The following is an 11,833-nucleotide window of genomic DNA, read 5'->3' as shown; positions in this document are numbered from 1 at the left end:
GAATATAAAGTAAAAAAGGAGGGTTCATGAAATTTGTTTTAGCCAATGACCATGGGGGAATTGATTTAGAGCCAGTGGTTAAAGAAAAGCTTGAAGATCTAGGCCATGAAGTCATTCATGTTGGAACTTTCGATAAAAATTCTTGTGATTACAGTGACTTTGCTGTAAAAGCTTGCGAAAAAATCAAAGCCGGCGAGGCTGATTTTGGCGTACTTATATGTGGAACAGGTCTAGGAATGAGTATTTCTGCCAATAAAATCAAAGGAATAAGAGCTGCATGTGTTTCTGAACCATTTTCAGCTAAAATGTCTAGAGCACACAATAATGCAAACATATTATGCTTAGGTGCTAGAGTAATAGGTTCTGAATTATGTAAGATGATAGTAGAAGAATTTGCTACTACAGATTTTGAGGGCGATCGCCACCAAAGACGTATAGATAAAATAAGTAAAATAGAAGAGAATAACTGAGACTTTTGAAGTCTCTATTTTTATTAATAAAGGAGAGATTAATGACAATACCAACACCTCATATTTCAGCAACAAGCAAAGACCAAATTGCAAAAACTGTACTTATGCCTGGAGATCCTCTAAGAGCCAAGTTTATAGCTGATAACTTCTTAGAAAATGTTGAACAGTTTAATGAAACTCGTGGGATGCTAGGATATACTGGCTATTATAAGGGAAAAAGAGTTTCTGTGATGGGCTCAGGTATGGGTATACCATCATCAATGATTTATTACAACGAATTATTCAATTTCTATGATGTAGATTGCATCATTAGGGTAGGAACTGCTGGTTCTATGCAAGAAGATGTAAAACTACATGACATTGTAATTGCTACCTCTGCTTGTTCAGAATCATCCATAAATGATAACTTATTTGGCAACATACATTTTTCATCAACCCCTGATTTTGAGCTTCTAATGAAAGCTTATAATAAATCAATCGATCTTGGATACACAACCCATTGTGGTCAAGTACATTCTTCAGACCAATTCTATTCTGAAATGGAACCAAAAGTTTTTGAAAACCTTAGAAAATACGGTATTCTTTGTGTAGAAATGGAATCATATGGTTTGTTTATGGCCGCTAGAAAACATGGCAAAAAAGGTCTTGGAATATTTACAATATCTGACTCCTTAATAGAAAATGTAGCAGATAGTGCAGAAAATAGACAAAAATCTTATACAAATATGATGGAACTAGCCCTAGAAGTAGCAGAAGATTAATAATGATTAAAACAATAATAATGGCAGCAGGAGAAGGTACCAGGATGAAGTCAAATACTTCTAAGGTACTTCACAAACTGCTCAATAAAGAAATAATAAAATATGTAACTGATGCTAGTAGTTTTGAAGACTCAGAAACAATATTGATAGCAGGTAAAAATAAGCCCAAACTAGAAAGTCTCTTTCCAGATTTTAAAATTGTTGAACAAAAAATCGGTCCTGGCATACCTTATGGCACAGGCTATGCTGTAGGCCTAGCTATGAACCTAATAGAGGATAATGACCAAGTATTAATACTTAATGGTGACATCCCCTTAATCAAAAAAGATTCTTTAGAAGAATTTATTTCATATCACAAGCAAAATAAAAGTGCTTGTACTATCCTATCTACAACCATAGATAATCCAAAAGGTTATGGTCGTATAATTAGAAATTATAATAATGAGTTTACTGCAATTATAGAAGATAGGGACCTTGAAGATAAGCAAAGAGATATCAAAGAAATAAATGTTGGTATATACATCTTTAATGCAAAAGATTTAAAAGAATCTCTAGCAAAAATAGATTCAAACAACGATCAAAATGAGCTATACTTAACAGATTGTATAGGGATTTTAAAATCAGCTGGAAAAAAAGTAAGTGCATATGTAAATTCTGATACCGATCAATTTTATGGCATAAATAACAAATTTGAGCTAAATCAGGCAAACAAAATCCTTCAAAGAAGAATTAACACGGCCTATATGCTTGATGGGGTAATAATTGAATCTCCAGAAACAACTTTTATCGAGCCAGGAGTTGAAATTGGTAAGGACACTATAATATCTGGTTTTGTAAAAATATATGGCAAAAGTAAAATCGGTGAAAATTGCTATATAGACGGAACTTCAAGAATTACTAATTCTATCATTGAAGACAATGTTAGAATTGATAATGCCATATTAGATGATGCTTATATGGAAAAAGATAGCAACATCGGACCATTTGCAAGATTAAGACCAAATGCTCATATAGGGGAAGCCGTACACATTGGTAATTTCGTAGAAGTTAAAAATTCAAGCCTTGGTAAGGGCACAAAAGCTGGACACTTAGCTTACATAGGTGATAGTGATTTAGGATCAAATATAAATATTGGCTGTGGGGTTGTATTTGTTAATTATGACGGTAAATATAAACATAGGTCAATAATAGAAGATGATGCTTTTATAGGATCTAATGCAAACATTGTAGCACCTGTTCATGTCAAAAAAGAAGGCTTTGTAGCGGCTGGTTCTACAATAACTGAAGATGTTGATTCTGGAGAATTAATAATTGAAAGAGCTGAACAAAAGCATGTAAAAGGCTACGTCGAAAAAAAGAAACAAAGGGATAAAAATCATAAGGAGTAGAAATGACACTAACAAGAAACACTTACGTTCAAAGGGGAGAACTAAAGCTATTATCTGGAAATTCTAATATTAAACTTGCACAAAGTGTTGCAAAAAATCTTGGAATAAATTTAACTGAAGCAGATATTAACAAATTCAAGGATGGAGAAATAAGCATCAAAATCAACGAATCTATAAGGGGAAAAGATGTATTTATAATGCAACCAACCTCAGCTCCAACTAACGATAATATCATGGAATTGTTAATAATGATTGATGCTTGTAGGAGGGCCTCAGCCGGTTATATAAACGCTGTAATACCATACTATGGATATGCAAGACAAGATAGAAAAACCAGAGGAAGAGAGCCGATAACAGCTAAACTAGTAGCAAATTTATTAACAGTAGCTGGTGCTAACAGGGTAATAACAATGGATCTTCACGCTGGACAAATCCAAGGATACTTTGATATACCAGTAGACCATTTTTCAGCAATCAGGCTCCTATCTACTCACTTTAAATCATTTGCCTATGATAAACCAGAAGAATTTGTTGTAGTAAGTCCTGACTTAGGTGGAGTAAGACGTGCAAGAGAATTTGCTGATTATCTAAAACTTCCTATAGCAATTATAGAAAAAAGAAGACCAATGCCAAATGTTTCTGAAGTAATGTCAGTAATCGGTGACTTTGAAGGAAAGCATGCTATAATTGTCGACGATATGATTGATACAGCAGGAACAATTACAAACGCTGCAGACTTCTTAGTTGAGCATGGTGCAAAAGATGTATACTTAGTTGCAACTCACGGGGTATTTTCAGGAGATGCAATCAAGAAGCTTCAAAAACCATCAGTCAAAGAGGTAATAATAACAGATACAATAGAATTGCCTGAAGAGAAGAAAATAGATAAAATAGTTCAATTATCAATAGCGCCTTTGCTTGCAGAAGCCATTCATAGGATAAACACCTACGAATCTATAAGCGGACTATTTTCGGTTCTTGAATAATGTATTTTATAGTAGGACTAGGCAATCCAGGTTTACAATATGAAAATACCAGGCATAATGCAGGATTTTTAACAATAGATTATATCGCATCTAAATACAATATAGACGTAAGAAGGTCTAAATTTAAATCTTTATATGGTCAGGGAGAAATCTCTGGCCAAAAAGTTATGCTCATTAAGCCCCAAACTTTCATGAACAACTCTGGGGAAGCCGTAAGAGAAATTAAAAACTTTTATAAATTTGATAGTGACAAGCTAATTGTAATATATGATGATATTGATATAGAGTTTGGCACGATTAGAATTAGAAAAAAAGGTTCTGCAGGTACCCATAATGGAATGAAATCTATAATTTACCAAATTCAAGATGATAATTTTCCAAGAATTAAGATAGCAGTTGGTAAAAAACCTGAGTATATGAATCTGGCTAATTTTGTCCTATCAGGATTTAGCCAAAAAGAAGTAAGTGTAATAGAAGATGAGATAAGACTTGCATCTGATGCAATCGAAACTATCTTAGCTGACAGCATTGACAAGTCAATGAATAAATTCAATTCTATTAAACTATTGGAAGAAGATAATGAATAAATTAATTGAAAAATTAATTAATCTCGATCAAGTAAAAAACATAAAAGACAATATAGGATTTAATAGTCCAATATATATTCAGGGCCTAAGTGAAGGTATAAAAACTCACCTGGCCCTAGCTTTGTTTGAATTATTAGATAAAAATATAGTAATCATATGCGAAAATAACAAAACAAGCGAAAAATTTGTCTCAAGTATCAATGAAATAAAAGATATAGCTAAAAACTACCCAGGACTTGAAACTAACTTTTATAATATAAAAAGTATTGATGATTCAAAGCTAGACAAAAGACTTGATGTCTTAATTAGCTTAGCTAATAAAGAAAAATTTATCACTGCAACAACAATTGAAGCTTTAAAAAATAAACTAACACCTTTAGACAAATTTAATGAGTCATTTGTTATAATTAACGAGGAATCTATAATTGGTGTAAATGATTTAATAAATAAACTTATAAAGCTCAACTATAATCCTAGTGATTTTGTTGAGGATAAGGGAGATTTTGCAAAAAGGGGCTCGATTATAGATTTATGGCCAATAAATTATGAAAAACCAGTTAGAATTGAGCTATTCGACGATGAGATTGATTCTATAAGAGTTTTTGATAATGACAGCCAAAGGACAATAAATAAGCTAGAATCAGTAAAAATTTATCCAGCTAGTGAGCTTCTTTATGATAAAGACGACTATAAATCAGTAATAAATCTTATCAATTCCGATATCAAAAAGAAAAAAATAAAAGATAGTAGAGATCAAAAGCTTGTAGATAAATATAAACAAATTATCTCATATCTAGATCAAAGCATGTATATCGCAAATAAAGATTTAATCACTGCCTATAGAGATAATAGTTATTCTTCTATGCTTGATTATTTAGATAAGGACACAGTTTTTATCTTTGATGATGTATCAAGAGTATATGAATCTACATTAAAGTTAGATGAAAAATTTGATTACGATCTTGCCTATCAAATGGAAAATGGTGAAGTTTTTAGAACTTTTGAAAAGTATTCAATTAGCACAAATGACATTTACAAGCAAATTGAAGATTTTGAAATAGTTAACTTCACATCAATTTTAAAAAGATCAAAACTTTTTTCACCACGAAAAATTATAGAATTGAAGTCAATCGAAGCAGAAAGTTTCAATAAAAATATTAAATCTTTTATAGATACTTGTATTGAGCTTGTCAATATGGATAACAAAGTCTTCATATTTTCTGGATCTGAAACTAAAAAAGATAATATTTTAAAAGCATTTATTGAAAACTCATTCGCTCTAGTTGGTGATGAAAATAACAAACCTAACTTTGATACTATTCCGATTATAGTATCAGAAAAAAAGGCTAGTGAAGGATATTACGTTAAAGATATAAATCTAAACGTATTTACTAGCAAGGAAATATTCGGCAAATCAAACCTATCTAAGAAGAAAGCAAATAAAAAGACCACTTCTAAAAGTATTATAAATTACTCAGATCTTGAAATAGGGGATTATGTTGTCCATGAAAATAACGGTATAGGGATTTATAAGGGTCTTACAAAAATCGAAAGAAATGATGTTGAAAAAGACTTCATTCTAATAGAGTATAGGGGTAATGATAAGCTATATATCCCAGTCGATCAGATGAACCTTGTTAGCAAATATATAGGAAATAGGGGAGAAAAACCTAAATTATCCGCTCTTGGATCTACCCAGTGGCAGAAGTCAAAGCTAAAAGCCAAGAAAGCTGTTGACGAGATAGCTGATGACTTAGTTAAATTATACGCTGAAAGAGCTAAGCAAAAAGGACATGCTTTTTCTAAGGATACAACCTGGCAAGAGGAATTTGAAAATTCATTTGCCTATGATGAAACCTATTCTCAATTAAGAAGTATAGATGAAATAAAGGCCGATATGGAAAGCGACTTACCGATGGATAGACTATTATGCGGTGATGTAGGCTATGGAAAAACTGAAGTTGCTTTAAGAGCTGCATTTAAGGCTATTATGGATGGCTATCAAGTAGCATTCTTAGTCCCAACTACAATACTTGCCAACCAACACTACCATACAATGATCGAGAGGTTCAAAGACTTTCCAGTCACATCTGCAGTCCTATCAAGATTTAATACAAAAACGAAAGATGAGGAAATCTTAAAGGGTATAAAAACTGGAAAAATTGATATAGTTGTCGGTACCCATAGGCTTTTGTCAAAAGACATTAAATTCAAAAAATTAGGTCTTTTAATAATAGATGAGGAGCAGAGGTTTGGTGTCAAGCACAAGGAACAATTTAAGAAGTTTAAATCATCTATAGATGTCTTAACCTTATCAGCAACCCCAATCCCAAGAACCCTGCAAATGTCTTTATCTGGAATTAGAGATTTATCGACCCTTGATGAACCTCCAGAGGAAAGGCTACCAGTCAATACCTATGTTTTAGAATTTGACCCTAGTATCATAAGAGACTCAATTTTGAGAGAAATCAATAGAGATGGTCAAGTATTTTTCGTATACAATAGAGTATATGATATAGAAAAAATTTACTTAATGCTCAAGGACTTAGTTCCTGAAGCAAGTATTGACATCATCCATGGACAAATGAGTCCAAGACAAATTGAAAATATTATGCTTGATTTCTTAGAGGGTAAAACTGATATATTGCTCTCAACTACAATAATTGAGACTGGTATGGATATAAAAAATGTAAATACCATAATAATATATGATTCTGACCTAATGGGTCTATCTCAGCTTTATCAGCTAAAGGGGAGAATAGGTAGGGGATATAGGTCATCCTACGCTTATTTTACTTATAGGCAGGGGAAAGTCTTAACAGAAATTGGTGAAAAGCGTCTCAAATCAATTAAAGACTTTTCTGATTTTGGTTCTGGTTATAAAATTGCAATGAAAGACCTAGAACTAAGAGGTGCTGGAAACCTACTAGGGGAAAGCCAATCAGGTCATGTTGAAGCGGTTGGTTATGACCTATACGTTAAATTTTTACAAGAAGCTGTAGAAAAAGCAAGTGGTAAAGAAGTAAAAATCAAAGAAATAAACCAAACTTATATAGACATAAAAATCGACGCTTACCTACCTAATTCCTATATAAGCGATCCCAGCCAAAAAATTGAAATTTATAACAGAATAGCAAATATTTCTGATAAGGAAGATTATGAACTTTTAGTTGAAGAATTAATAGATGTATATGGAGATATTCCATTAATAGTGGATAATATAATGTATGTATCTTTGATTAAATCTTTAGCATCATACAATGGTATAACAGAGATTAGGGAAGTTAATAACGAAATCAATTTGTATTTCCAATCAAGAGATTACTATAGTTTTGATGAATTGAAGTTAATTAACGAAGGATATAAGGGTAAAATGAGTCTTGATTTATCAAATAAGCCAGCCTTCAAAATTCCATCAAGCAGAAGTAAATTACTTGACACATATGAACTTTTAGATACAATTAACAAAATAAGGAGAAATTAAATGAAAAAGAAATTATTAACAATTATGTTAGCATCAACAATGGTGCTAGGAGCTTGCGGAAATCAAGCAAGTAATGAAAAGAATGCAGATCAAAAAGTAAGTAGCCAAGAAGCAGCTAAAGAATTAGGTAAAGATAACATAGCTATCGTAAATGGCGAAAAAATTAGCAAAGACGACTATAAAAAAGAAATGCAATTTTATGGAGCAATGCTAGCAAGCAGACAAAACCTTAAAAATTCAATAGTTCAGATGATGGTTCAAGATAAACTTATAGCGGACGATATGAAGAAAAATAAAATTGAAGTTGCTGATAAAGATGTAAATGACTCATTTATGAACTCTGTAAAACAATTTGGTGGTCAAGAACAATTTGATAAAATGCTCGATGACTATAATATGGACGTTGAAAAATTCAAAGAAACTGTAAAAAAAGATTTAATGTACCAAAAACATAGAGAATGGTTTAATAAAGAACACCCTGTTACAGATGATGAAATTAAGAAATATTATGAAGATAATAAGGATCAATTTGCAAAAAGAGATGCCGCTCATATCCTAGTAGCAGATGAAAACACAGCCAAAGAAATCAAAGAAAAACTAAACAATGGTGAAGATTTCGCAGCTCTTGCTAAAGAATACTCAACAGATACTGCTAATGCAGCAAATGGCGGAGAACTTGGAACTTTTTCTAAAGGTCAAATGGTAAAAGAATTTGAAGACGCTGTTTTTGCACTAAAAGAAGGTGAGATTTCTGATCCAGTAAAGACTCAATTTGGATATCACATAATAAAACTAAACAAAATTGCAGATTCTCTAGAAGATAATAAAGAAGCTATTAAGAAAACCCTTGAAGATAAAAAGTATTCCGATTACATCAAAGAGTTAAATGAAAAGGCAAATGTTGTAACAGAGACAAGCCTAGCTAAAGATAAATCTACAGAAGAAAAGCTAAATGAGGCCAACAAAGAAGATAAGAAAGATACTGAAGAAGCTACAGAAAAAGGTAATAAAGAAGACTCAAAATCAGACGAAAAAGAAGCTGAAACAAAAGAAGATGAAGCCGATAAGAAAGATAATAACTAGTTTTTTATACCTAACTTGTATATCATTTTTATTAGCTTCTTGCAACAAGGGCCCTGATACTTCAAGTGCAGTTGCCCTTGTTGATAATAAGGCTATTGATAAAGATACTTATAATAGTGAACTTGAGTTTTATTTAAATTACTATAGCAACAAATACGGTCCAAATTATCTTGAAAGTAAAGATAAAGCTGGTAAAACAAAAAAGGAATCACTTCAAGAAAAGCTTCTGGAATCAATGATTAAAGATCAGGTAATGCTAAATGATCTTGAAAAACATAAAATTGAAATAGATGATAATACCGCAAATAAAATAAGAAGTGAAATGGAGAAAAAACTTGGAGATAAGGATTCACTAAAAGCTAATATTAAAGCTTTAAATGTGAGTGATAGTGAGTTTTCTGACATTATCTTTAATGATTCAATTAGAAGGATGCATTATGATTTCTTTCTTTCAAATAGCGGTATTAAAGATTCTGAGATTCTTAAACATTACAAAGAGAATGAACAACTTCACAAAATGTATAAGTATAATATGCTTAAATTTGATGATAAAATCGAAGCTGAAAGGATAAAATCTATAATAAAATCACAGTTAGATTTTAGAAAGCTTCTTACAAACTCTATAAAATCCTACGATGTTTTTAACTCAGATTTTGTATATGAAGATGATCCCATTCTTTTAGCATCCAAAGTAAAAGAAAAAGATAAAGTAAGTGAAATATTTGAATATGACGGAAAATACAATATTTTAATGGTTAACTCATATAATGAGAACGAAAATGAACTCTTGATGCAAGCAAAAGAAATTTATTTAAAAGATGCATACAGAAAATATCTAAACAAATTAATTAAATCTAGTAAAATAAAGCTTTTTATTTGATGAATGCTTGAAATTATTTAATTTGTTATGTATAATCATTCTTAGAGTTAAACAGATATCATGTTGATTTATAGGAGGAAATATGAATAAATCAGAATTATTAAATAGTATATCAGAAAAAAGTGGGCTTAAAAAAGTCGAAGCTGAAAAAGCACTTAACGCATTCTTAGAATCAGTTCAAGAAGCTTTAGTAGCAGGAGACAAAGTTCAATTAGTTGGTTTTGGTACATTCGAAGTAAGAGACAGAAAAGCTAGAGAAGGTAGAAACCCAAGAAAACCTGATGAAGTAATTCAAATCCCAGCTTCAAAAGCTCCAGTTTTCAAAGCTGGTAAAACTCTTAAAGAAGCAGTTAATTAATTAAATCTAATATTAAAAAAGCGGTCCTTGAAATAAAGAACCGCTTTTTTTATGCCAATTTTTCAACTTTTTGACTTATGTCAAAACTCATGTCTACTGTTATAGTTTTAAAGTTTTCATAATAAACCATTCCTTCTTTAGCACCTTTAGCTTTATTAACATTTTTCTTCTCAGTATAGTCTACATCCACCTTATTTTCACTAGCAACCGAGGAGTTTAGTGCAGCTAGGTAGGAAGCAACTATTATATCCTCTTGATTGATCTTATCAGCTTTTAAAATTACATGAGAACCTGGAAGGTCTTTTACGTGGAACCATAAGTCATCTTTTCTAGCAAGTTTAAGAGTTATATAATCATTTTGTTTAGAGTTTTTACCAACATATATATCAGATCCATTTATAGTCTTAAAATGCATAGGTTTTGACAACTTAACTTTGTTCTTCTTTTTAGTCTTTCTTTTAATAAGTTTATTATCAATCATTTCTTCTCTGATTTCATTTAAGTCAGATATTGAGCTAGTTCTATTAATGAAATCATAAAGTTGTTCTAGATAATTTAATAATTCTTCTTGTTTTGGTAAATCTTTTTTTGCATAGCTTACAGACGATTTTATTTTCTTAGCCCTATTATAATAATCATTAATATTATCCCATGGAGATCTCATAGGATCTAAACTAATTTTAATAGCTTTATTATCGTTATAAAAATCCTCCAAGACTACTTCTTTAGATTTTTCTTCAATCCTATATTGGTTAGCTGCTAGTAAGTCAGCTTTTTTCCTAGCTTCATCAGCACTTTGTAACTTTGAGATATTATTATTCAGAATATTAATTTTTTTATTGACTGATTTTTTATGACTAGAAACTTTCTTTAACAATTCAGACTTCATCTGATCTAACCTATCATTCGCTTTATTTAAAGAATAAAAATCATCTATAGCTTGGCTCATAAATTCATATTCATTTTCTTTAAAATTTAATTGTGTTAATTTCAGGCAATGAAATTCTTTAATTTTTTTATCATCCCTATAATCAAAAGCTAACAAATTTCCCCTAATAATATCGTCTCTAAGCTCTAAAAACAATGTGTTTAGCCTACTTTTCTCATCTTCACTTACAAGACCCCAATTTATTCTAGGGTCAATACCAGCCCTATAAATTAATTCTTTTCCAACTATAGGAGAAAAACCCTCGTAGTTTTGATAAAATAATTTAAAAGGCACCTGGCTATCAGGAATATTTTTATCTAGGCTAAGGATATCTAGATTAAAGTTATCATCGGTTATATCAATCTTGTCACTAGGTATTCTTTGATATTCTAAAGACGGAAATATTTCTCTAATAGAAGACATTTCCTGGTTTACTCTTTTTATTGCATCAATTATCTTATAGGATTCGTTAGTCAAAATAATATTTGAGTGTCTATCCATAATTTCAACAATAATCTTCTTGCTAGTGTCAAATCCCATTTCATCAATAGATCCTACAGATATTTCCACAATTCTATCCATACCTATTTGTTTAACATCTAGAATCTTGCCTTGTTTTAGGTGTTTCCTTAAAACCATGCAAAAATTATCAGGAACTTCGGGATTCTCATATTTTTTATTTGTAAAATTAATTCTTGCTTCATTATTATTAGCGCTTATCAATAGTTTATAAGATTTACCCATAGAATATATATCTAAGACTAAATCATATCTAGAAGGCTGAGAAATTTTTTGAATCTTTCCTCCAAGAATCTCTTTTTTTAATTCGTTTACAATTTTTCTTGTAACTATTCCATCAAAACTCATATTTTCACCTCATTTATATTATACACTAAGATAACATCATA

Annotated in this window: 10 protein-coding genes; 9 read left to right on the top strand and 1 reads right to left on the bottom strand. The window is 30.9% G+C overall.

Annotated elements, in window-relative coordinates; genetic code table 11:
- Positions 1 to 26 precede the first annotated feature (26 nt).
- The 9 genes from rpiB to ACCQ42_RS04695 all read left to right on the top strand — a co-directional run bounded on the left by rpiB (position 27) and on the right by ACCQ42_RS04695 (position 9,997).
- Positions 27 to 470: a ribose 5-phosphate isomerase B gene (rpiB, locus tag ACCQ42_RS04735; protein WP_410035510.1), complete on the top strand. Its 444-nt coding sequence runs from the start codon at positions 27 to 29 to the stop codon at positions 468 to 470.
- A 41-nt stretch (positions 471 to 511) separates the two neighbouring features.
- Complete coding sequence (gene deoD, locus ACCQ42_RS04730; protein ID WP_265213241.1) at positions 512 to 1,231, top strand: purine-nucleoside phosphorylase; 720 nt, start codon at positions 512 to 514, stop codon at positions 1,229 to 1,231.
- Between the two features lie 2 nt (positions 1,232 to 1,233).
- Positions 1,234 to 2,619: a bifunctional UDP-N-acetylglucosamine diphosphorylase/glucosamine-1-phosphate N-acetyltransferase GlmU gene (gene glmU, locus ACCQ42_RS04725; RefSeq protein WP_410035509.1), complete on the top strand. Its 1,386-nt coding sequence runs from the start codon at positions 1,234 to 1,236 to the stop codon at positions 2,617 to 2,619.
- Positions 2,620 to 2,621: 2 nt separating this feature from the next.
- Positions 2,622 to 3,605, top strand: a complete 984-nt coding sequence (locus ACCQ42_RS04720) for a ribose-phosphate diphosphokinase (protein ID WP_106460277.1) — start codon at positions 2,622 to 2,624, stop codon at positions 3,603 to 3,605.
- The gene (gene pth / locus ACCQ42_RS04715; protein ID WP_106460276.1) at positions 3,605 to 4,192 is read left to right on the top strand and encodes an aminoacyl-tRNA hydrolase; all 588 of its coding nucleotides are present in this window, start codon (positions 3,605 to 3,607) and stop codon (positions 4,190 to 4,192) included. The genes ACCQ42_RS04720 and pth overlap by 1 nt, the downstream gene beginning before the upstream one ends.
- Positions 4,185 to 7,676 (top strand): transcription-repair coupling factor, encoded by a 3,492-nt coding sequence (gene mfd / locus ACCQ42_RS04710; RefSeq protein WP_410035508.1) that lies wholly within the window; start codon positions 4,185 to 4,187, stop codon positions 7,674 to 7,676. The genes pth and mfd overlap by 8 nt, the downstream gene beginning before the upstream one ends.
- Positions 7,677 to 8,759 carry a peptidylprolyl isomerase gene (locus tag ACCQ42_RS04705; RefSeq protein WP_106460274.1) on the top strand — a complete coding sequence of 361 codons (1,083 nt, stop codon included), beginning with the start codon at positions 7,677 to 7,679 and terminating at the stop codon, positions 8,757 to 8,759. It abuts the gene before it with no gap.
- A complete protein-coding gene (locus tag ACCQ42_RS04700) occupies positions 8,731 to 9,639 on the top strand; it encodes a SurA N-terminal domain-containing protein (protein ID WP_106460273.1) in 909 nt (302 codons plus the stop codon). Before ACCQ42_RS04705 ends, ACCQ42_RS04700 begins: the two co-directional genes overlap by 29 nt.
- A gap of 82 nt (positions 9,640 to 9,721) precedes the next feature.
- Entirely contained in the window at positions 9,722 to 9,997 is a 276-nt protein-coding gene (locus ACCQ42_RS04695; protein ID WP_106460272.1) for an HU family DNA-binding protein, read from the top strand.
- Positions 9,998 to 10,046: 49 nt separating this feature from the next.
- Here the strand turns inward: ACCQ42_RS04695 and ACCQ42_RS04690 are convergent, their stop codons facing one another.
- Entirely contained in the window at positions 10,047 to 11,792 is a 1,746-nt protein-coding gene (locus ACCQ42_RS04690; protein WP_410035507.1) for an Rqc2 family fibronectin-binding protein, read from the bottom strand.
- Positions 11,793 to 11,833: the final 41 nt, after the last annotated feature.

It is taken from the genome of Anaerococcus kampingae, from assembly GCF_046365475.1.
GTDB classification, from domain to species: domain Bacteria; phylum Bacillota; class Clostridia; order Tissierellales; family Peptoniphilaceae; genus Anaerococcus; species Anaerococcus kampingae.
Note: the sequence above shows the minus strand (reverse complement) of the source record. Positions and strands in the feature narration are given on the sequence as shown.